We start from the raw sequence: 20,381 nt of genomic DNA, 5'->3' as shown, positions 1-20,381 counted from the left end.
ATACAGTGTTAGTAGGACAAGACGGAGATCGGAAGTGGAGTTGACCTGCATGGCCTTGCCTTCCCTGATAAAACAATTGGCACTTCGCACAAGTGCCATTTTTATTGTTAAGATGATCGGCTTCGCCGCGCGGATTCCTTTATACCGCATGCTGGGGCCCGAAGGAATCGGAAAATATCAAATGGTTTACTCGCTGTACGCGGTTCTGCTGACCCTCATCACGGGCGGGTTTCCGACGGTTCTGGCACTTACGGCGGCCAATAATCAGACGCAGGGCTGGCGGCTGTTTAAAATTCTATCGCTCCTGTTCATCATCCTGGGCGTTGCGGCAAGCTTTTTTTGCTATGCTTTTGCCCCGGTGCTTGCCCAGAGGTTTGGTGATGAAGGGCTGACATTCGCCATTCGCTGCACGGCTGTCACCATTCTGCTTGCTCCCATCCTTAGTCTGGTGCGCGGCTTTCTCCAGGGTGTGGAAGCTTATGCGCATATTGCCGTTTCGGAGCTGATCGAGCAGGCTGTCAGAGTGGTCACTATGCTGGCCTTGGTCTCATTCTGGATCAATAAGGGATCCGGTATCGCGGTTAGCGGAGCTATTTTGGGCGCATTTGTCGGCGCGGGAGCCGCGTTTTGTTTTCTAATTGCGGTTCTCGTGAGGCTCCCCTATCAACCTGTCCAGCACAGGCATAGAGGGGGCGATCTGTTCTTAAGCGTGAATATGAGCCAATTGCTGCAGGCGACTTTGCTCATTTCGCTGAGCCGTTTTCTCGTTCCTTTATCTGAATTCCTCGATGTGCTGATCATCCCCCACAGACTGCAGGAGGCAGGTCTAACTTTCAGCCAGGCCGCCGCTGTTTTTGGTGAAATGTCGGGCATGGCCGCGACCGTCACTTATATGCCGCTGATTCTCACTGCAGCTTTAATCCATATTTTGTTCCCCAGGATCACCGCGGATTGGCAAAATAAGAAAACGGCTCAATTTGCCCGAAGAGTCCGAAGCGCATTGGATGTCGGCTGGTTATGGGGTGTTGGATCGGCGCTCGTGCTTTATTTTTACAACAAGGAATTGTCCATCTTTATATTCGGCAACGATTCCGCGGCCATAGGCATTCGTTATCTCGCAGTCTCTCCTTTGCTGGCCAGCATGCGCGACCTGACTACAACGGTCTTATGGACGACGGATCACAAGAGGGAGCCTTTTACAGGTATGGCAGTCGGCCTCGCCTGCAGCGTTCTGTTGAATTATTATTTGGTCGCCTTACCGGGTTTTCAATATGAAGGCATGACGATCGGTTATCTTTCCTTCGAGATGATTTCAACATTGTGGAATTTTGCGGCTTTAAAAAAGTGCATCGGAAAATCGCTGGTCTGGAATCCGCTGTCTTTTGGAGTTGTAATGGTGGTGTGCGTGTTTATCCTGGGAGTTTATTTGTCATCCGCGATCCTTGCTCCTCTGGAACTGACGGAGTTTGTGAAACGCCTTGTGCAGATGACGGTGTCTTACGCGTTAATTGGATTGTATATTTTATTCCGCTTATTGAAAAAAGAGAAAGGTTCTTCGCGGCATTGATCAAGGATTGCCAGAGGCTTCAAAGTGCTTGGCGGGGAAAGGGCGCCGGGCTTTTTTTTTTGTAATATATTGACACTCGATATAACACTTGATAATATAACATCATTCGATATAGCGGTTGACGATATAGTTTGTAAGATCGATTACGGAACACGGGAGTGAACAAAAAATGGACGGAACAAAAGACATGCTGCCTTTGACGGAGGCGTTTTATTATATTCTGATCGCCCTTTACCAGGGCCCGTCCCACGGCTACAGCATTATGCAGGACGTCGAGAAGATGAGCGGCGGGAGGGTTCGCATTGGGGCGGGTACGCTGTACACGGCACTTAACACGCTTTTGAAAAAAGGCTTCATCGCTAATTCACCTGAAATTGACAATACGGATTCGCGGCGTAAAGTTTACATGATTACTCCGCAAGGAAAACAGGCTGCAGCGGCGGAAATGGAACGGTTGGAAGAGCTGCTTAATAACGGCCGCAGGCTGACGGCTGAGGGAAAAGGAGAGAATGGGGCATGAAACAGGGAAAGGAACAAGCTTTTGAATACCGAACCAGACTGCACATGGATCGGCCCGGGATTATCAAAAGCCGTTTTGTGAAGGATCCGTCAGTCCGTTATATATACAAAGTGGATTATCAAAGGCATCTGAAGAAGGAGATTTCAATGAATACATCGGACTGTTCGGCGATGCCGGATGGCAATACGTCGGCTCGTGCGTGGGCTGGCATTACTTTTGTAAATTACACCGCGCGGAAGGGTCCTATAAGATATACTCAGACCGTTCTTCACTCATAGCCTTTTACCGCAGGGTACAGCTGACATTAGGCGCCATCGCGCTGCTGAACCTGTTCTTTTTTACAGTGAATATCGTGAATTACTTTACGGCTTTACAAGGCAGAGGCTTTTCAGAAAGCTTTATTGTTATGCTGGGTTTTCAATTGTTATGTGTGCTGTTATTGTCTTATGGCGCGTATCGGTTTGAGAAAAAGATCAAAGGGGACCGGAATAAGGACGGTTGAAGTTACCCTTCGGTAACAAGGTTAAGAAAAAGTGCGTACTTTTCAACCGATTGCTGTTTCCTTTATGATTGAAGCAAGTCTTTGACAGGAGGAGATTGCAATGAATTACAGAACGCTTGGAAAAACAGGGCTGAAGGTTTCTGAAATCGGTTATGGAGCTTGGGGCATCGGCAAAACGAGCTGGATCGGTGCAAATGACGGCGAATCGCTGCAAGCCCTTCATAAAGCAATCGACCTCGGATTGAATTTCATCGATACAGCGCTTGGGTATGGGGACGGTCACAGTGAGCGATTGGTGGGCCAAACCGTCAGGGAACGGTCGGAAACGGTATACGTAGCCTCCAAAATTCCGCCTAAAAACCGGCAGTGGCCGGCGCAGGCGGGCGTACCGGTTGAAGAAACTTTTCCGGCTGAGCATATCATCGCTTCTACGGAACAAAGCCTGCGAAATCTCGGATTGGAGACGATCGATGTACAGCAGTTTCACGTCTGGTCGGACGAATGGGTAGGTAAAGGGGACTGGCTTGAGGCGGTGAGAAAGCTGAAGGAGCAGGGGAAGATCCGTTTCTTTGGAGTTTCGATCAATGACCACCAACCGGACAACGCGGTCAAATTGATTGAAACCGGCGTTGTGGATACGGTCCAGGTGATCTATAATATTTTTGACCAAAGCCCGGAGGACAAGCTCTTGCCGGCGTGCGAAAACCATAACGCGGGCGTGATTGTCCGCGTGCCTTTGGATGAAGGCGGACTGACGGGAAGTATTACGCCGGAAAGCAAATTTGAAGAAGGCGATTTCCGCAACAGCTACTTCAGAGACAACCGGAAACGGGAAGTCTACGAACGGGTTCAAAATATCGCTTCCGACCTCGATATCTCCGTGGATCGGATGGCAGAGACATCGCTGCGCTATGTTCTGAGTCATCCGGCTGTGTCTACCGTCATTCCGGGCATGCGTTCTATCCGGAACGTGGAACGGAACTGTCAAGCGGGTGACGGCCAAGGCCTGCCACAAGAACAAGTCGACAAACTGAAATCCCATCGCTGGGTTCGCAACTTTTATAAAGCATAAGGCCGGCTGCATCGTCCGGACTTTATCTTGCGTCAAAATCTAGTTTAGTCAAAACAAGCCGAGCCGCTCACGCGGATTCGGCTTGTTTTAACATGGGGGAGCATCTGTGGCGGAGTCATGGTCGCCCTGGTTGCACCGGAGGCGCACAAGAACTCCTTTCCTTGATCACGGCTTCGATATCCTGAAAAGATGGGATAGTCTGCGACCCTTCTATTAACGACAAGATGGAATCGACCATATTTTGCGCAATCTGGTTTACGGGAATCCCGGTGGAAGTTACGGGAATGTCCAGATCCGCCATTTGTGGAATATTATCGTAGCTGATTAAGGACATATCCTGCGGAATCCGCAAACTGCACTCTTTTACAGCTTGCAGGATCCCGACGGTTAGTTCATAGCTGCCGCTGACAATGGCTGTCGGCCGCCCTCCAGACTGCAGGAGCTTCATCGCTGACGAAAAGCCTTCCTGCCAGGACAGTTTATTCGTATGTACAGTGATTGGATTGATGCCGAGTTCTGTGACGGCTTGCAGATAACCGCTAAATTTCTCGTCCTGATTCGCAATGTTTCCATTTATGTCACCGATGTAAGCTATTTTTCTATGTGCCAGCCGGTAAAGATATTCAACGGACCGGCAGATGGCTTGCGTACGGTTAACGCTGATTCCGGGAAAAGCGGAAGCCGCTTTGTATTCGCCAAAAGTAAGCAGAGGAACATTCGATACAAGCGCGGTTTCTTCTTCACCTGAGTGTCTCGCCGTGTCGAATACAAGAATACCATCCACTCGGAACCGGTTGAACAGCGCTATAGCAGAGGGAATCGGGTTAATAGAAAGAAGCGTATGGTACGACCTGGCCGTCAATTTTTGCGATATCAGCGTGACAAGGGTCGATAAGGCGGCGACTTCCAGGCTGGGCCAAACCACCCCGATGGTGCGGCTTTTTTTCGAAACAAGCGTTTTAGCTGTAAAGTCCGGTTGATAGCCCATTTGCTCCGCCAACTCAATTATTTTCATTTTGGTATGTTGTTTTACAAGGGGACTGTTGTTTAAAGCTTTGGAAACCGTCGAATAGCTGACTCCTGCAACTCGTGCAACATCTTTTATAGTTATTCCCAAATTGCATCCACCTCGACCTTTTGCATAAAATTTTCGAATGGTAAGAATATTGTAATTATTTAAACGAATTAATATAATCAAAAATAACAACGTTGTTATTAATTACCATTGTAATTGAAAGCGCTTAAAATTCAAGTTTTATATTCCGAAGGAGGAGAAAAAGAATGAAAGCAGCAATGCTTAAAATTACGGCGGCCGCTCTCTCGGCATCTATGCTGTTTGGCCTGATCGGGTGCAGCGGCGGGGGGCAGCCAAATGAAGCAAAAGCCACACAAACCAAAGCCAAGGAAGGCCCTGTTTCGCTAAAAATCGCCTGGTGGGGAGGACAAGACCGGCACGACCGTACATTAAAGGTGATCAAGATGTTTGAAGAAAAGAATCCGAACATTAAAGTGGAGACCGAATACGCAAGCTTCAACGATTATTGGACCAAAATGGCCACGGAGGCCGCAGGGAAGAACCTGCCTGACGTCTTCCAAATGGATTACGCTTACATCGGAGAATATACCGCCCGCAAGCTCGTCGAACCGCTTGACCAATATTCGAAAGCAGATGCGCTTAACCTGAAAGATGTCGACGAAACCTTCCTGCTGGGCGGACGCATTGACGGCAAGCTGTACGCTGTGAACCTCGGCGCCAATGCCCCGGCAATCGAATACGATCCCGCCATTTTCGAAAAAACGGGTGTGCCGGCTCCCAAAGAAGGCTACACCTTCGACGATTTGATCAAGACCGCGAAGGATCTTAAATCGAAAGTGGGAAAACAGGATTTTTATCCGATCGACAGCACGTTTGATTTCGGGTATTACTTGAGGCAGCGGGGAACCAATTTTTATAACAAAGAGGGCAACGCGCTCGGTTTTTCGGATGCCAAGTATGTGGCCGATTTCTTCACGCTCGAGAACAACATGGTGAAGGAAGGGCTGATAGCGCCTCCGCAAATTACAAAAGCGATAAAAAGCGACACCGATACCTTGATTGTAAAAGGAAACGCAGCCATTCGCCCATTTACCAGCAACCTGATCGTGGCCTTTACTCAATACGCCAAAAGACCGTTGAAGCTTATGCCTCTACCGGCAGTAGCAGGAGGACAAGAAGGAAATTATCTGAAACCGTCGCAATTCTTTTCGGTGTCCTCCAATTCGAAGCAGAAAGAAGCCGCCGTCAAATTTATAGATTTCTTCACTAACGATTTGGCTGCCAACGACGTCTTATTCGGGGAGCGCGGAGTTCCGGTTTCGTCAAAAGTGAGAGAACACCTGGTGCCGAAACTTGAAGCGGGAGCCAAGGAGCAGTTCGATTACATAGAATATGTCAAAAGCCATTCCAAGCCTATCGACCCTCCTTCTCCGAAGGGCGGCAGCAAAGTAAGCGATCTGTTTGGACGCACTCTGGACAAGGTTCTGTACGGTGAAGTTGCACCGCAGGACGCCGCAAAACAGTTTATGGATGAAGCAAATAAAATTTTAAGTTCAAACAAGTAATCCAAAAAATAATAAGCCTTTCTGCTTGTCGGGAAGGCTTGTTCTCCAGGAGGGATTAGATGGAAGCTTCCTTGACGAGAGAGTCTGTCCTTACAAAAAAAGCCAAAAGGAAAACGTCATTGATACGCGATTTGGTAGGGTACAGCTTTATTTCTCCGTGGCTTTTGGGATTTTTATGCTTTACGATAGGTCCGATGGTCGCTTCATTCTACTTGTCGTTTACGAATTACGATATGCTTTCCAGCCCTGAATGGGTCGGCCTCAGCAATTTCAAGCAAATGTTCACCGACGATGCGAGGTACTGGACATCCGTTAAAGTGACCTTCTTGTTTGTAATCGTTTCCGTGCCGCTAAAGCTGGCGTTTGCGCTGTTTATTGCCATGCTGTTCACGAAAAATCACAAGGCGGTCGGTTTCTACAGAACGGTATACTACATTCCGTCTATTATTGGCGGAAGCGTGGCCGTTTCTGTGATGTGGAAGCAGCTTTTTGGACTGCACGGCGCGGTTAACAGCGGGTTAGAGCTGCTTGGCATCAAAGGGATAGATTGGGTGACCGATCCCAAGACAGCGCTTTGGACACTGATTATTCTCGTCATTTGGCAGTTCGGCTCTCCGATGCTTATATTCATGGCCGGACTGAAACAAATTCCGAAGGAGCTGTATGAAGCAGCCGATGTGGACGGAGCCAGCAGCATCTCGAGCTTCTTCCGGATCACGCTTCCGATGCTGACTCCAGTCATTTTCTTTAACCTCGTCATGCAGATGATCGGCGGTTTTATGACCTTTACGCAAAGCTTCCTCATTACTGCCGGCGGTCCTTTGGACCGGACTTTGTTCTACGCCGTATATTTGTACCAAAACGCCTTTACCAACTTCCAGATGGGCTACGCTTCGGCGATGGCTTGGGTACTGCTGTTGATCGTGGCGTTGCTCACAGCATTGGTTTTCAAATCGTCTTCGGCATGGGTATATTACGAGTCGGAGGGAGGCAAATAAGATGAATTTTACGGTTCGCCGGTTCTCTTATCATTTGTTTGTACTCGCTTTCGGAGCGCTCATGATTTACCCGATTTTGTGGACGCTGGCAAGTTCTTTTAAACCGGAAGCGGAAATTTTTAAACACGCCGGATCTTTGATCCCGTCAAGCTTTCAATGGCAGAACTACATCAACGGATGGAAAGGTTTTGGCACCACCAGCTTTTCGGTTTTTTTCAAAAATTCTGCCATTATTACGGTGCTCGGCGTGCTAGGCACGATCTTTTCGTCCAGTGCAGTCGCTTTCGGTTTTGCCAGAGTCAGCTTCCGTGGACGGTCGCTATTGTTCGCCTGCCTGATGGTGACCATGATGCTTCCGCATCAGGTTACAATGATTCCACAGTATATTTTGTTCAGCAAGCTGGACTGGGTAAATACGTTTTATCCGTTAGTCGTACCGCATTATATCGGCGGGAGCCCGTTTTTCATCTTTTTGATGATTCAGTTTTTCCGCGGCATTCCCAGGGATATGGACGAAGCCGCGGTGATCGATGGCTGCAGCACTTACAATATTTTCTGGAAAATAGCGCTGCCGCTGGCAAAGCCGGCGCTCGTCACCGTCGCAATCTTTTCGTTCATGTGGACGTGGGATGATTTTATGGGGCCGCTGATTTATTTGAATAATCCGAAGCTGTTTACCGTTTCACTCGGATTGCGGATGTTTTCGGACCCGTCCTCTTTCTCCAATTGGGGATATATGTTTGCCATGTCTGTGCTTTCGCTGGTGCCTCAGTTCATTATCTTCATCTTTTTCCAAAAGAATATCGTTGACGGAATCGCCACTACGGGTTTGAAAGGATAGCCGCTTGAATAAAACTCACGCGGGGAAAGCATAATATTCTATGGTTTCCAATTTCAAACTCAGGAGGAATTTCATGTTTACCAGCAATGTCTCTCAGCAATTGAACGAATGCCGCCAGACCATCCAGGGGCTGATGCAGCAAACTCAACAATCCAACGCCATGTATCAAAGAATGATGCAGCAGGAGCAGCAAAACGCATATCAACTTGAGCAATTGGCGCAAAGGGAGCGCCAGGCGGTGCAGATGATTCAAACAGCGCTTCAGAGCCATGAATTCGCTATGCAGCAAATGCAACGGACGTCCCAAATTTGCACGGAGCTAGAGCAAACCGTCAACTCGATGAACCAGAACATGCAAAACATGCAGAACACGCAGGCACAGGGAATGACAAATCCTCGTTATCAATGAAAAAAAGAATTCCCGGTTGAAGGATGATCCTTTGATCGGTTTTTTTTATTGTTTGACGAGCCCTCGAAGTTATAGACAGAGTGAATCAGCGCCGCTGAAGCTTTGCGTATGCCCTGTGTATAATACTCAGAAAATGTACCAAGCAGTTGAATGAGGAAGTAAGCTATGTGATCCTGTTCTACTGGCGGCATAAAATGCTCTCTACTTCAGTCGGATTCTCGCCTATCCGCCGGACGTGAAAGAAAGAATTTATCTGGATTCGTTTACACGACGAAATTGACGTTTACGGAGATGAAGGCTCCCGGTTAGCAAAAGGTTGAGCAGGTAAAAATCTGTTTAATAATAGGGTAGCGCAGCGGATTTTTCAACGGACTTTATTTGGCCGCGCAATTTTTGAACACTTTGGGGAGGGAAACAATGGATACGATTAAAGTTGGAATCGCCGGTACAGGTTTCTCTGCCATGGCACATTTAGAAGCTTTAAGCCGTATTCCTTATGTTCAAGTGTGGGGAATATCCGGAAGCACGCTTGAGAAGAGTGAGGAAATTGCTGAAAAAATGAACATACCCAAAGCCTACTCTTCTGTTGGCGAGCTCATTAAAGATCCCGACATCCAGGCCGTGCATAATTGTACGCCTAATGCTTTACATTTCGAAATCAACAAGCAGGTCCTTCTTTCAGGCAAGCACCTGCTGTCCGAGAAGCCGCTGGCGATCAACAGCGATCAGTCCGCAGAGCTGGTTGAATTAACGAAGCTGGCGGATTCGGTCAGCGGAGTTTGCTTCAACTACCGGCATTACCCGATGGTCTCCCAAATTAAAGAGATGCTGCAGTCCGGCAAGCCGGGCAAGGTCAATCTAGTCTACGGCGGCTATCTTCAGGATTGGCTTTTGCTCGACACGGATTACAGCTGGAGGCTAGACCCTGAAACGAACGGCCCCTCCCGTGCCATAGCGGATATCGGATCCCATTGGTGCGATACGGTGCAATATATTTTGAATAAAAGGATAGTGGAGGTTTTCGCGGATTTAAAGACGGTTCATCCCGTCAGAAGGAAGCCGAAAGAAAGCGTATCGACGTTTGCTTCCAGCGAAGATGTGGAAAGGGAAGATGTGAAGATCACGTCGGAGGATTACGGCAGCGTCCTGATTCATTTTGAAAACGGCGTCCAAGGTGTGTTCACAGTCTCCCAGGTTGCTGCTGGAAGAAAAAACCACCTGCATTTTGAAATTGCTTCAGAGCGATCGTCCTTTGCTTGGGACCAGGAAAAGCCTAATGAGCTTTGGGTGGGGAAAAGGGAAAAAGCGAGCGAAGAGTGGCTGAGTGATCCAGAGCTGCTCAGTCCAAAATCCGCTTCATTAACGCATTACCCGGGAGGACATCATGAGGGCTGGCCCGACGGATTAAAAAACTTGTGCATCGATTTCTATCAAAAGGTATTGGACAGACAATTTAAAAGCTCATTTGCCACGCTGGAAGACGGTCATCGAATCATGCAGCTGGTAGAATCCGTCTTGAAAAGCCACAGGGAAAAAAAGTGGGTAAAGATCGGAGAATGAGCTGACGGCTAACTAAAAATCCTATCTACCGCAGCAGGGTGGTGGGATTTTTTCCATGAGATTTTGCAATTTAATGTGTTCTTGGACAAGATAGCATATTGACAATTTTATTAATATTATGGCAGAATATTCAAGTAAGCGGATACATAATTTGAAAGAATAAATTCATCCATCCAGAGAAGTATTTCTCATAAAAATGAACGCGTGTACATTTACAATAGGACAGGGGGATGATATATAGGATTTCCATGCACCCAAATGTACGCGCGTACATAATTCCCGGATAATGGAATGCTGCCGGGGGTTTGTAGTGATTTTGATTTTACTTTCTAAAAAAATGATAGCGCTTACTTTCCAAATGTAATAAGGTAAAAACTGGTAATTACATCAAACAAGGGATGGTGTATCGCTTATGTTGAAAAAAGTCGGCACTTTCGCTATCATCGGAGTTTTGGGCGTGTCTTCGCTATTGTCGGGATGCAGCAGCAGTCAACCGGCAGCGTCTGGCGGCGGCAAATCGGTCAGCAGCAGCAGTAAAGAAATTACGGTTTGGAGCTTTACGGATGAAGCCAAGTATGCGATCCAGAAATTTGAAGAAAAGTATCCCGATATTAAAGTGAATTTGGTTTATATTCCGGGAAATCAATATGAAACGAAGCTGCGGTCGGCTCTGCAGACCGGAGCACAGGCCCCCGACGCGTTTGCGCTGGAGAACGGCTTTGTAAGAAAATTCATCGATAATCCAGCATTAGCCGATCTGGGACCGTATGCAAAAGACCTTATTTCTCAGCAGTATCCGTATGTCCAAGCGACAGAGAAGGACTCTAAGGGCAATATAAAAACGATAGGCTATCAGGGAACTCCAGGGGGAATTCATTATCGCCGCGATCTTGCTAAAACTTACCTCGGAACGGATGATCCCGACAAAGTAAGCGAAATGATTTCCTCGTGGGATAAAGTCTTTAAACTTGGAGAAAAAGTGGCCCAAGACAGCAATGGCAAGGTGCATGCGCTTGTAAACTGGAACGACATAGCAACAGTGCAGAACGGCAATGTGAAAAAAGCTTGGGTAGAGGACAGCAAACTGGTCATCGATCCCGCCCGCCTGGAGGTTCTGGACTTGGGAAAACAAGCTCAGGATAGAAATGTCGTAGCCAAATTGGAAGCCGGCAGTCCTGCTGTAAATGCTTCTATGCAAAATGGTGAAGTGTTGTTTTACCCCGGAGCAACCTGGTACTTGCAGTATGTGCTTAAGAAAAATGCTCCAAAAACTTCAGGAATGTGGGGACTTGCCCACGGTCCGGGCTCTTTTAGCTCAGGCGGAACCTTCTATGCGATCTACGACAAAACCAAGAAAAAAGATCTCGCCTGGAAATTTATCAACTTCTATTCGTTCGACCATGACTTTTTAAAACAATTGGGAAAAGAACAAACCTATTTTACCAGCAACAAAGCGGTTAACTCGGAATTGGCTCCGGAAGTGAAAGACGAATTTCTCGGCGGTCAAAAGTATTTTGAGTTTTTCGGAATAGAAGGGGACAAAGTCGCACCTGTGACAAGAACCAAATACGACGGCGACATAGACTCTATTTTTTCAAAGGCTGTACAGCTGTATATGAAGGGCGATCTTAAAACAAAAGACGAAGTCATCGCCAGATTCAAAAAAGATGTCAAGCATGACTTTCCGGAGTTGAATGTAGATTAATATTATGAGCGGACCCGGCGAACCCGGGTCTCTCTTTAAAGGTGGTGACTGTAATAAATGTTCTCCAACCCTATTCGAAAAGATAACTACGGATACTTGTTTATCGCTCCGTTCCTAATTATTTTTCTTTTATTTCACATCTATCCGATTCTGTATTCCTTTTATTTAAGCTTCACCAATTGGGACGGCATCAGCGCACCGGAATTCGTCGGCTTGGACAACTATTTGCGTTCATTTACCGACTCTATATTTTATCAGTCACTATATAACACATTCGTGATATGGGTACCTTCTGTCATTCCCCAGCTAACAGTCAGCCTCGTACTCGCCGTAATATTAAACGAGAAATTTCTCAAAGGAAAAGATTTTTTTCGTTCTGTTTATTTCTTTCCGCATATTGTAACCGCCGCTTCGCTGGGATTGCTGGTCAGTTTAATGTTCGATTGGCAGTCGGGAAGCGTCAACCACATGCTGATGAATTTCGGAATTTTAAAAGAGCCTATCGACTGGAAGAATAATCCTGTGTTCATGAGACTGGTGATCTCAACCATATTGTTTTTTCAATACTTCGGCTATTCCATGCTGCTTTATATCGCGGGCTTGCAGGGGATTTCTTCGGACTTCTCCGAAGCGGCCCAAATCGACGGGGCAAATAAAGTCCAAGTGTTTTTCAAAATTACTATTCCTTTGTTAAAACCGATCATTATTTTCCAAGTCATCACTTCCTTGATAGGCGGAGTGCAAATTTTCGATCAGCCTTTTACTCTTACGAATGGGGCGGGGGGGCCTGACAACGCTACGCTGACAAGTGTAATGTATTTGTATATCACCGCTTTTAAACAAAGCAAGTATGGTTACGGCGCTGCGATAGCGTTCTGCCTGTTCCTGGTGATCGTCGTCCTGTCAAGTATTTCATTTCGTCTTACCAATGCAAAGAACCCAGATCAGTGAGGTGATGAGAAGTATGGAAATGCACTTGGCGGAAAAAACCGGCAGCCTGGCCGTACAAAAACAAAAGTATCACTCCAGTCGTTTTATGGACGGTTTTCTCGTCTATGTTCCTTTAATCGCGCTGGCGATCTTATGTATTGTTCCATTTTACATTATGTTAATTTATTCCACCCACAGCAACGATGAAATTGCGGCAAAATTTATCTTTCTGCCTGGCAATTCGTTGTTTGAGAATTTTGATCGAATGGTTAAGAACGTGAACATCGGACGGGGTTTTTTGAACAGTGTCATCATTTCTTTTTCATCGACGTTCCTGACTTTGTATTTCGGGGCTCTGACCGGTTATGGCTTTTCAAAATTCAATTTCAGGGGAAACAAAAAAATCTTTACTTTTCTACTAGCGACCATGATGGTGCCCGGACAATTATCTCTGATCGGAACCTACCGCTGGATGAGTACACTGCACCTGCTGGATACTTACGCCGCAATTATTCTGCCGGCCGCTTCAAGCGCTTTCACTGTATTTTTTCTCAAGCAGTTTATTGACAGCAGCATCCCCAACGAAATTCTGGAGTCGGCGAGAATGGACGGGGGAGGCGAATTTATGATTTTCAACAGGATTATTTTACCGATGCTTTTACCGGCTTTATCCGCTCTGGGCATCTTTTCGTTTATTGGGTCCTGGAACAATTTTATGGGGCCGCTCGTTCTTCTGTTCTCGGAGGACAAATTCCCGCTTCCTGTAGTGGTCTCCCTCATACAAGGCTATTACGGCACCGACTATGGACTGCTTTACTTGGGAGTAGCTCTATCGATTCTGCCGATTATCATTGTGTTTGCCATTTTCTCCAAAAAAATTATGGGCGGCGTTGCTATCGGTTCCGTAAAGGGGTGAATGGGAGAAAGCGATGCAGGATTATGTCCGCTAAAAGCGGACTTTTCTACGTTAAAGAGTGCTTTGAAGGATTAATGCGATATAAAACTTTCTTGACTTGACACTTAAAGGTGTTATAATAAACGTATTACCAAAAGGTGTCATATATAAATTGGAGGTCTGAAGATAATGCAAAAAGAAGAAACTTTGCCGGAAATTCGAAAGACGGTATTACTGGGTGCTCCGATTGAGAAGGTGTGGAATGCAGTTTCGACATCAAGAGGGATCGCAGCGTGGTGGATGGATAATTCGTTCGAGCCGGTCGTAGGTCATAATTTTGTCCTTCACTCTGGTCAATTCGGAGACTCCCCGTGCAAAGTAACAGACATCGATCCTCCAAACCGTGTCGGGTTTGATTGGGGAAAGGACTGGCATCTGGAATTTCTGCTAACGGCGGTTGGAGAGGACAAAACGGAGTTCACACTTATTCACTCAGGCTGGGACCCATCTAAAAATACAGAGTTCGGACAACCTCATTCGATTATCCGCGGTATCATGAATGGCGGATGGGAGAAAATTGTGAACGAACGGCTTGTCCACTATATTGCAGGCAGCTCCCAATGAACGCAACAGCTGCGAAACATGATGTTTACCAAGCCATTGCAGATCCGACGCGCCGCAAGATGCTGAAATTGCTGGTGAATAAGGAAATGCCGATCGCAGCCATAACCGATAATTTTCCAATAAGCCGCACGGCGATAAATAAGCATTTGCATATTCTTTCCGATGCCGGACTAGTCCACAGTCGGAAGGTCGGGCGGGAAACCCGCTACAAGCTTCACCCGGAACCGCTTAGCCAAATCAAAGAATGGCTTCACTTCTTCGAAGGATACTGGGACGAAAGACTGGTGGGTCTTAAACAATTCGTTGAGTCCGATCATGTTTAAAGCTTTGTTTGCACTGACAGTGAATGAGAATTCACTGAATTAGAGCATCACAGTCATACCTGATTCGTGTGAGCGGAGACGAGGTCCAAATCGGATTGCCGAGCCATTGACAGAAAACTTAATGGATAGGACGGAGAGACAGGCCTGCATGCCGATTTGCAATCGGGTGCAGGTCCTTTTGTCTGACATGGCATTGTGAGACAATTAGAACCGGATATTTATTGCTACATACATACCAATAACCAACGTCGGGTCGTATAATAGAAAATGAATGGTGGTGAGTCAAAGTATGAAGGTCAGATACCAAATGGAAGATTCAGCGATAATAAAGCAAATTAGCCAGGAATATGGGATACTGGCGGACCATTTGAATTCGATTCCCATGGGAGACCAGGGATATTCGTACAAAGTGAATTGTGTTGATGGCGGCAGCTTTTATATGAAATTATTCGACAACCATCTTCATAAAAATAACATTGAGCAGCTTAAACATTATCTTGGTTTGACGCGCGAACTTTTTGACAGAGGGTTATTTACCAATCTGACCTATCCGATCCCCAATCGGGCCGGCCAGTTCAAAACATCGTTAGGGCCTGCTTCCTTTGTGCTGTGAACCTTTTAAGATTCTATTGGTACCGTCATCACTTGAGGAATCTGAATCACTGGATGAACAATATTCTTTATAACAACACTGATGAAGCCCAGAGTATAAATGATCTCGACATGGTCGCGCACCATTGCTTGAATCGCTTGGACAGCATAGAACCGCAGATGAAGGAAGTGCAAATCATTTTAGATAAGCGAAAGCAGCGGGAGCGAGAATAGTAACAATAATCGGAGGCGGATCCGGGTGAAGCAGGCAGGGAAACCCAATGAAGATGAAATTGCGCAATATAACAAAGAACGCTGGGAGGCGCTCGTTAAAGCGAACGCATTGTTTACTAGACCAAAGATGAATCTGGACAAGCAATCGGCCCGTCAATATTTGGATCCGGACGGGATGCTGGGCGATGTCAGCGGCAAGCGCGTTCTCTGTCTGGCGGGCGGGGGAGGCCAGCAGTCTGCTGCTTTCGCTCTTCTCGGCGCCCATGTTGCGGTGCTCGATATTTCAGGGGCACAGCTGATCCGCGACAAGGAGACGGCGCAGCATTATAAAGTAACGATCGACACGTATCAAGGGGATATGCGAGATCTTTCCTGCTTTGCGCAGGATTCTTTTGACATTGTATGGCATCCTTACTCATTAAACTTTGTTCCCGACTGCCGCGAGGTGTTTCGTGAAGCGGCCCGAGTCATACGGGAAGGCGGAATGTACCATTTTATGTGTGCGAACCCTTTTATTTGGGGTGTTGGAGAAAGGGACTGGAACGGCAGCGGATATCCTTTGAGTATCCCTTATGAGGACGGCACCGTGCTGACTTACAAGGATCAGGACTGGGTCTGCGAACAAAAACAAGGCTCAACGATCAACGGTCCCAGAGAGTATCGGCAAACTATGGGCAGATTGATCAACGGACTGATAGATTATGGATTCATAATAACAAGCTTCTCGGAAGTGAAAAGCGATTTGCCTGACACAGAGCCAGGCAGTTGGGGACATTTCACGCATATCGCTCCACCCTGGATCAAGTTCTGGAGCTGTTATCGACCGAATGCGGCCGGACAGGCCGGAATGAAGCTGCCAAAGGAATAGCGCGCAATTGCTCCCTACATGCGGCAAATTTCCTTGGGGCAGTTCTCACAATGGCAGACATTACGGAGGTAGTCCATATCTTGAATCACGATGTGCCCGCTCCGGAAGGAAACAACTTCTTCCTTTTTCATATCGCTTAACATGCGGTTGACACTTTCGCGTGTGGCTCCGATGATGTCGGCCATTTCCGTGTTATTGATCTTCAGACCGATCAGAGTATCCGGGCCGTCAAGGACACCGTACGAGTTGCTCAGACGGATGAGCAGGGAACAGAAGCAAATTAACCGGGATAAGCACATCAAGCTGATGGGCGTATATAAATGGCAGCTGCTTGGAAAAGCCTATCCTCTTGATGGGACGCGGACGCCGACGGAACGGGAGCTCGAACGAGCCCGCCGCATTCTTAACGGGGGACGCTTCTCAGACAAGATGCAGCAACCGATGGACCGGCATAGAGTGGTAAAATGAATGAAACCCGTCCTTTAGCGGATATGCCGCAGGGCGGGTTTTTAAGTGCAGGGAGAGTCCAATCACAATTTACCCCATTTCTGTGTCGATGATCTCGCTGCTGGAGATCAACTTTTTTTGCCATAAAAGAAGCAGCGCCGCCCTTACCTGCAGTTCTGTCAATTGAGTCTGGTTCGCGACGTGGTTAACAAGATCCATACTGCCGTCTTGATCGGATTCTGTGCTGATTGCTTTATAAACGATGATTTCCGCTTCACATAACTCCGGCAAAGAGGAACGTGTTTCTTTTGTATATTCTCTCATGGTTGCCCTTCACCCTCTCCAATAAAATAGATGGTATTAACGTCATATTACCCAATTTGTTAGGAAATGACCCAGAAAACGGACATTCCATGCTGATGGCCATCGTCGAGGGCGATAACGGCAAACCCTTCGAAAGAGGAGGAAGCAAAGCCGCGGGCCTAAGGGGGTTACTTTATGGCAGCCGAGTTACCGCCACTTATTGGTTTCCTTCTTGATTCTTGTTTCCCCATTAGTAAAGGACGTGAGCTGATGTCTGAACACATTGGCTATTTGAACGCATACCGCCCCTCGGGAGAAAACTCCTGATGCGGCATTTTAACTTAGCACCATAAAGCACTGTCTGGATGATCTGTTCCTGGCTGTTTTTCATAAGTGCTTTGATAGAGGGTGGCGGAGTATGATAAAGTGGCATTAGCAGGGAGGGACTATATGAGCCATGAAGGCAGGTTGAAAGCTTTATTCGAGGTTTTGGCGGTTTCAACAAAGTTGGGGTTAACTTCTTTTGGCGGACCCATTGCTCATTTGGGCTTTTTTCACAATGAATATATCCGCAAACGAAAATGGCTGGACGAGAAAAGCTATGCGGATTTAGTCGCTTTATGCCAGTTCCTCCCCGGACCGGCCAGTAGTCAGGTGGGCATTGGGATCGGTACTATCCGCGCAGGTATACTGGGAGGAATTGCCGCCTGGATCGGGTTTACTTTGCCTTCCATCATAGCGTTAATTGTTTTTGCTTACATATTGAAAAGTTATGACATCGCTAAAGCGGGGTGGATCCACGGATTAAAAATAGTTGCGGTCGCTATCGTAGCCCAAGCGGTTTGGGGGATGGGGCGGAAGCTTATAACGGATAAAAGCAGGGCGACGATCGCCGTTCTTGCTTGCAGCGGCACTTTATTATGGCATTCAGCCTATTCCCAAGTGATAATCATCCTCGCTGCCGGACTGATTGGACTTCTGCTATACAACAATGCAGCGACGCAGAATGCCCCCCGGAGTACTGTATGTGTGAACCGTCTGTTTTCTGTGGTTTGTATTATGCTGTTTTTTGGGCTTTTGTTAGTTCTTCCTGTGGCAGGCAAACTCATCCATACTAGAATGTTTTCAATGTTCGACACTTTTTATCGCGCCGGATCTCTTGTCTTTGGCGGCGGCCACGTCATATTGCCTTTACTTGAACGGGAAGTAGTCCCTCGGGGATGGGTGAGCGAGACGGATTTTTTGGCTGGTTACGCTGCGGCGCAAACCGTTCCCGGCCCGCTGTTTACCTTTGCCTCGTATTTGGGCGCCATGTCAAATGGCATATCAGGAGCCGTGATCGACACAGCTGCTATCTTTCTCCCCGCGTACTTATTGATTATCGGCGTTTTGCCCTTCTGGGACACTCTGAGGAATAACCGGAAGGTTCAGGGTGCGCTTACCGGTATCAATGCGTCCGTCGTCGGTATTCTGCTTGCAGCTCTTTATAACCCGATATGGACCTCGGCAATCCTGTCTCCGGTTGATTTTGTTTTCGCTTTGCTTCTCTATTGTCTGTTGGTATTTTGGAAAATGCCGCCGTGGTTTGTCGTACTAGCCGGTGCTGCTCTAGGTATAATTCCAGGCGGATAAAGCCACTTTGTCCGCTATCGCGCGGCAGATCTCGGCGTGTTGGTTGCAATCTGCCATTTTAGCTGAGCCAGATCGCAGTTGCGGACGTAAAGTTTTACTTAAGTAAATTTCTTTTTGATAATTGAAGGAAACTGCGCCTGCTTTATCGAATCTAGATATAAAGACTTAGGTCTAAAAATGTATAAAGGGCGAATTACTATGCAAAAGCGTATCAAGAGAACCACTGTGTTTAACAAAACCAAGGTTTCCAGAAATTTCAAGTGCTCGATGCATAAAATAAAAATAACTCTTGAAAGAAAAAACAATGAAATAAGGGAAAGCGAGCTGCGTTACTCAGAGCTGGTTGAACTATCACCGGAGCCTGTAATTGTTCATCAGGATGAAAGAGTAGTTTACATAAACCCCACCGGGGTCAAGGTCCTTGGCGGAGTGAGCTCAAGGGACTTTATAGGCCAATCGGTTTTCAGCTTTGTCCGGCCGGAATTTCTTGAGCTTGCCAGGAAGAGGGTACGCCAGTTGACTGTGGAGAGGAAAGCGACAGAACCGGTGGAACAAAAATTCACCAAATTGGACGGGACGGTGATTGATGTTGAGGTAAAGGCTGTTCCCATCACTTACCAGGGAAGGCACGCCATTCAACTCTTATGCAAAGATATCACCGAGCGGAAGAAGGCGGAATTGTCACTGATCGAAAGTGAACAGCGGTATAAATCTTTAGTGGAAAATAACCCCGACGGTATTTGCCGCCTCGATTTGGAAGGGAACATTATCAGCGCTAACCCCGCGGCTGAAATTATAACCGGATATCCCAGACACGAACTGCTGCAGTTATCTTACATAAGCCTTTTTTCGCCGGAACAAAATTGCAGGGCGTTAAACTACTTTGAAACAACCAAGAAGGGGACCTCACAGATTTTCGAATCGACGACCATCCAAAAAAATGGTGACCGTGTGGAATGGATATGCAAGAACGTTCCCATTGACATAAACGGGCAAATTGTCGGCGTGTTTATGATCATAAGAGATATCACCGAGCAGAAAGAAACGGAAGAATTGCTCAAAAAATCGGATAAGCTGTCCATTGTCGGCCAATTGGCCGCTGGAGTGGCGCATGAAATCAGAAATCCTTTGACTTCCTTGAAAGGCTTTACACAGTTATTGAAGACGAAGTACCTGCAAGACGGCGGATTTTTTGAAATCATGCTGTCCGAGCTGGATCGCATCAACTTTATAGTGAACGAATTTATGGCTGTCGCCAAACCGAAGGCAATGAAATTCGAACTGGAGCAGCCAAAGAAGATTGTTTCCGACGTGGTAGCATTAATGAATGCCCAGGCCATTATGAATAATGTGCAAATCGATGACGCTGTGCCGGAGGAACTGCCATACATAAGCTGCGACGAAATCCAATTGAAACAAGTATTCATTAATATCTTGCAAAATGCGATCGAAGCCATGCCGAACGGAGGGAAAATCAATGTATCCGCGCAGTGGCAGCCCAATGTTCTGATAATAAAGTTTGCCGATCACGGCTGTGGAATCCCGGTAGAACGGATCAAGCTGCTGGGTGAGCCCTTTTACAGCACAAAAGAGAAGGGGACCGGCCTCGGATTAATGATTTGTTTTAAAATTATCGAAAACCATAACGGCGTGATAAAAATCAAAAGTAAAGTGAACAGCGGGACGATCGTAGAGATTTTATTGCCGGCGAGCCTTGAGAAAAGGCAGTCGCAGTGACGTCATCGATCTAAAGAAGTTA

22 protein-coding genes and 1 riboswitch are annotated in these 20,381 nt (G+C 46.9%); of the genes, 19 read left to right on the top strand and 3 right to left on the bottom strand.

Going from position 1 to position 20,381, the window contains the following annotated elements; all coding sequences use genetic code 11:
• Positions 1-49 precede the first annotated feature (49 nt).
• The 4 genes from ACZ5N7_RS05365 (at position 50) to ACZ5N7_RS05350 (ending at position 3,661) form a co-directional block, all read left to right on the top strand.
• Positions 50-1,567 (top strand): oligosaccharide flippase family protein, encoded by a 1,518-nt coding sequence (locus ACZ5N7_RS05365; protein WP_464658090.1) that lies wholly within the window; start codon positions 50-52, stop codon positions 1,565-1,567.
• A gap of 169 nt (positions 1,568-1,736) precedes the next feature.
• A complete protein-coding gene (locus ACZ5N7_RS05360) occupies positions 1,737-2,087 on the top strand; it encodes a PadR family transcriptional regulator (protein ID WP_464658088.1) in 351 nt (116 codons plus the stop codon).
• Between the two features lie 25 nt (positions 2,088-2,112).
• Complete coding sequence (locus ACZ5N7_RS05355; RefSeq protein ID WP_464659153.1) at positions 2,113-2,589, top strand: DUF2812 domain-containing protein; 477 nt, start codon at positions 2,113-2,115, stop codon at positions 2,587-2,589.
• A 100-nt stretch (positions 2,590-2,689) separates the two neighbouring features.
• Positions 2,690-3,661 carry an aldo/keto reductase gene (locus ACZ5N7_RS05350; RefSeq protein WP_464658086.1) on the top strand — a complete coding sequence of 324 codons (972 nt, stop codon included), beginning with the start codon at positions 2,690-2,692 and terminating at the stop codon, positions 3,659-3,661.
• A 115-nt stretch (positions 3,662-3,776) separates the two neighbouring features.
• On the opposite strand, the gene ACZ5N7_RS05345 is transcribed toward ACZ5N7_RS05350, so the two are convergent.
• A complete protein-coding gene (locus tag ACZ5N7_RS05345) occupies positions 3,777-4,778 on the bottom strand; it encodes a LacI family DNA-binding transcriptional regulator (protein WP_464658084.1) in 1,002 nt (333 codons plus the stop codon).
• A gap of 164 nt (positions 4,779-4,942) precedes the next feature.
• On the opposite strand from ACZ5N7_RS05345, the gene ACZ5N7_RS05340 reads away from it, so the two are divergent.
• The 12 genes from ACZ5N7_RS05340 (at position 4,943) to ACZ5N7_RS05285 (ending at position 16,240) form a co-directional block, all read left to right on the top strand.
• On the top strand, positions 4,943-6,262 hold the full coding sequence (locus ACZ5N7_RS05340; RefSeq protein WP_464658082.1) for an ABC transporter substrate-binding protein: 1,320 nt from the start codon (positions 4,943-4,945) through the stop codon (positions 6,260-6,262).
• A gap of 59 nt (positions 6,263-6,321) precedes the next feature.
• A complete protein-coding gene (locus ACZ5N7_RS05335) occupies positions 6,322-7,260 on the top strand; it encodes a carbohydrate ABC transporter permease (protein WP_464658080.1) in 939 nt (312 codons plus the stop codon).
• Between the two features lies 1 nt (position 7,261).
• On the top strand, positions 7,262-8,101 hold the full coding sequence (locus ACZ5N7_RS05330) for a carbohydrate ABC transporter permease (protein WP_464658078.1): 840 nt from the start codon (positions 7,262-7,264) through the stop codon (positions 8,099-8,101).
• Between the two features lie 73 nt (positions 8,102-8,174).
• Complete coding sequence (locus ACZ5N7_RS05325; RefSeq protein ID WP_464658076.1) at positions 8,175-8,510, top strand: hypothetical protein; 336 nt, start codon at positions 8,175-8,177, stop codon at positions 8,508-8,510.
• A gap of 417 nt (positions 8,511-8,927) precedes the next feature.
• Positions 8,928-10,070, top strand: coding sequence for a Gfo/Idh/MocA family protein (locus ACZ5N7_RS05320; protein ID WP_464658074.1), 1,143 nt, complete (start codon positions 8,928-8,930; stop codon positions 10,068-10,070).
• Positions 10,071-10,482: 412 nt separating this feature from the next.
• Positions 10,483-11,775 (top strand): ABC transporter substrate-binding protein, encoded by a 1,293-nt coding sequence (locus tag ACZ5N7_RS05315; RefSeq protein WP_464658072.1) that lies wholly within the window; start codon positions 10,483-10,485, stop codon positions 11,773-11,775.
• Positions 11,776-11,832: 57 nt separating this feature from the next.
• Entirely contained in the window at positions 11,833-12,726 is an 894-nt protein-coding gene (locus ACZ5N7_RS05310) for a carbohydrate ABC transporter permease (protein ID WP_464658070.1), read from the top strand.
• A gap of 13 nt (positions 12,727-12,739) precedes the next feature.
• The gene (locus tag ACZ5N7_RS05305; protein ID WP_464658068.1) at positions 12,740-13,621 is read left to right on the top strand and encodes a carbohydrate ABC transporter permease; all 882 of its coding nucleotides are present in this window, start codon (positions 12,740-12,742) and stop codon (positions 13,619-13,621) included.
• 168 nt (positions 13,622-13,789) lie between these two features.
• The gene (locus ACZ5N7_RS05300) at positions 13,790-14,224 is read left to right on the top strand and encodes an SRPBCC family protein (RefSeq protein WP_464658066.1); all 435 of its coding nucleotides are present in this window, start codon (positions 13,790-13,792) and stop codon (positions 14,222-14,224) included.
• Positions 14,221-14,547, top strand: a complete 327-nt coding sequence (locus ACZ5N7_RS05295; RefSeq protein WP_464658064.1) for an ArsR/SmtB family transcription factor — start codon at positions 14,221-14,223, stop codon at positions 14,545-14,547. Before ACZ5N7_RS05300 ends, ACZ5N7_RS05295 begins: the two co-directional genes overlap by 4 nt.
• A 289-nt stretch (positions 14,548-14,836) precedes the next feature.
• Positions 14,837-15,160 carry a hypothetical protein gene (locus ACZ5N7_RS05290; RefSeq protein ID WP_464658062.1) on the top strand — a complete coding sequence of 108 codons (324 nt, stop codon included), beginning with the start codon at positions 14,837-14,839 and terminating at the stop codon, positions 15,158-15,160.
• 237 nt (positions 15,161-15,397) lie between these two features.
• On the top strand, positions 15,398-16,240 hold the full coding sequence (locus tag ACZ5N7_RS05285; protein WP_464658060.1) for a class I SAM-dependent methyltransferase: 843 nt from the start codon (positions 15,398-15,400) through the stop codon (positions 16,238-16,240).
• A gap of 14 nt (positions 16,241-16,254) precedes the next feature.
• Here the strand turns inward: ACZ5N7_RS05285 and ACZ5N7_RS05280 are convergent, their stop codons facing one another.
• Positions 16,255-16,452, bottom strand: coding sequence for a helix-turn-helix domain-containing protein (locus ACZ5N7_RS05280; protein WP_464659152.1), 198 nt, complete (start codon positions 16,450-16,452; stop codon positions 16,255-16,257).
• Between ACZ5N7_RS05280 and ACZ5N7_RS05275 the strand changes: the two genes are divergently transcribed.
• On the top strand, positions 16,412-16,708 hold the full coding sequence (locus ACZ5N7_RS05275) for a hypothetical protein (protein WP_464659382.1): 297 nt from the start codon (positions 16,412-16,414) through the stop codon (positions 16,706-16,708). The two genes, ACZ5N7_RS05280 and ACZ5N7_RS05275, sit on opposite strands and share 41 nt — an antisense overlap.
• Positions 16,709-16,777: 69 nt before the next feature.
• Here ACZ5N7_RS05275 and ACZ5N7_RS05270 read toward each other — a convergent pair whose 3' ends face one another.
• Complete coding sequence (locus tag ACZ5N7_RS05270; RefSeq protein ID WP_464658058.1) at positions 16,778-17,011, bottom strand: hypothetical protein; 234 nt, start codon at positions 17,009-17,011, stop codon at positions 16,778-16,780.
• A gap of 109 nt (positions 17,012-17,120) precedes the next feature.
• Positions 17,121-17,205: riboswitch (cyclic di-GMP riboswitch) on the top strand.
• Between the two features lie 235 nt (positions 17,206-17,440).
• Between ACZ5N7_RS05270 and ACZ5N7_RS05265 the strand changes: the two genes are divergently transcribed.
• Both ACZ5N7_RS05265 and ACZ5N7_RS05260 read left to right on the top strand, forming a co-directional pair.
• Positions 17,441-18,622: a chromate transporter gene (locus ACZ5N7_RS05265; RefSeq protein ID WP_464658056.1), complete on the top strand. Its 1,182-nt coding sequence runs from the start codon at positions 17,441-17,443 to the stop codon at positions 18,620-18,622.
• A 198-nt stretch (positions 18,623-18,820) separates the two neighbouring features.
• Entirely contained in the window at positions 18,821-20,359 is a 1,539-nt protein-coding gene (locus ACZ5N7_RS05260) for a PAS domain-containing sensor histidine kinase (RefSeq protein WP_464658054.1), read from the top strand.
• Positions 20,360-20,381 lie beyond the last annotated feature (22 nt).

This window comes from Paenibacillus sp. JCM 18996 (genome assembly GCF_055392555.1).
The sequence above is the reverse complement of the archived record's forward strand: the minus strand, read 5'-3'. Positions and strand labels throughout refer to the sequence as shown.

Excerpts from the sequence above, each read along its gene's own strand:
- ACZ5N7_RS05365 (WP_464658090.1), top strand. The coding sequence starts at position 50 with ATGGCCTTGCCTTCCCTGATAAAACAATTGGCACTTCGCACAAGTGCC.
- ACZ5N7_RS05360 (WP_464658088.1), top strand. The coding sequence starts at position 1,737 with ATGGACGGAACAAAAGACATGCTGCCTTTGACGGAGGCGTTTTATTAT.
- ACZ5N7_RS05350 (WP_464658086.1), top strand. The coding sequence starts at position 2,690 with ATGAATTACAGAACGCTTGGAAAAACAGGGCTGAAGGTTTCTGAAATC.
- ACZ5N7_RS05340 (WP_464658082.1), top strand. The coding sequence starts at position 4,943 with ATGAAAGCAGCAATGCTTAAAATTACGGCGGCCGCTCTCTCGGCATCT.
- ACZ5N7_RS05335 (WP_464658080.1), top strand. The coding sequence starts at position 6,322 with ATGGAAGCTTCCTTGACGAGAGAGTCTGTCCTTACAAAAAAAGCCAAA.
- ACZ5N7_RS05330 (WP_464658078.1), top strand. The coding sequence starts at position 7,262 with ATGAATTTTACGGTTCGCCGGTTCTCTTATCATTTGTTTGTACTCGCT.
- ACZ5N7_RS05325 (WP_464658076.1), top strand. The coding sequence starts at position 8,175 with ATGTTTACCAGCAATGTCTCTCAGCAATTGAACGAATGCCGCCAGACC.
- ACZ5N7_RS05320 (WP_464658074.1), top strand. The coding sequence starts at position 8,928 with ATGGATACGATTAAAGTTGGAATCGCCGGTACAGGTTTCTCTGCCATG.
- ACZ5N7_RS05315 (WP_464658072.1), top strand. The coding sequence starts at position 10,483 with ATGTTGAAAAAAGTCGGCACTTTCGCTATCATCGGAGTTTTGGGCGTG.
- ACZ5N7_RS05310 (WP_464658070.1), top strand. The coding sequence starts at position 11,833 with ATGTTCTCCAACCCTATTCGAAAAGATAACTACGGATACTTGTTTATC.
- ACZ5N7_RS05305 (WP_464658068.1), top strand. The coding sequence starts at position 12,740 with ATGGAAATGCACTTGGCGGAAAAAACCGGCAGCCTGGCCGTACAAAAA.
- ACZ5N7_RS05300 (WP_464658066.1), top strand. The coding sequence starts at position 13,790 with ATGCAAAAAGAAGAAACTTTGCCGGAAATTCGAAAGACGGTATTACTG.
- ACZ5N7_RS05295 (WP_464658064.1), top strand. The coding sequence starts at position 14,221 with ATGAACGCAACAGCTGCGAAACATGATGTTTACCAAGCCATTGCAGAT.
- ACZ5N7_RS05290 (WP_464658062.1), top strand. The coding sequence starts at position 14,837 with ATGAAGGTCAGATACCAAATGGAAGATTCAGCGATAATAAAGCAAATT.
- ACZ5N7_RS05275 (WP_464659382.1), top strand. The coding sequence starts at position 16,412 with ATGATGTCGGCCATTTCCGTGTTATTGATCTTCAGACCGATCAGAGTA.
- ACZ5N7_RS05270 (WP_464658058.1), bottom strand. The coding sequence starts at position 17,011 with ATGAGAGAATATACAAAAGAAACACGTTCCTCTTTGCCGGAGTTATGT.
- ACZ5N7_RS05265 (WP_464658056.1), top strand. The coding sequence starts at position 17,441 with ATGAGCCATGAAGGCAGGTTGAAAGCTTTATTCGAGGTTTTGGCGGTT.
- ACZ5N7_RS05260 (WP_464658054.1), top strand. The coding sequence starts at position 18,821 with ATGCAAAAGCGTATCAAGAGAACCACTGTGTTTAACAAAACCAAGGTT.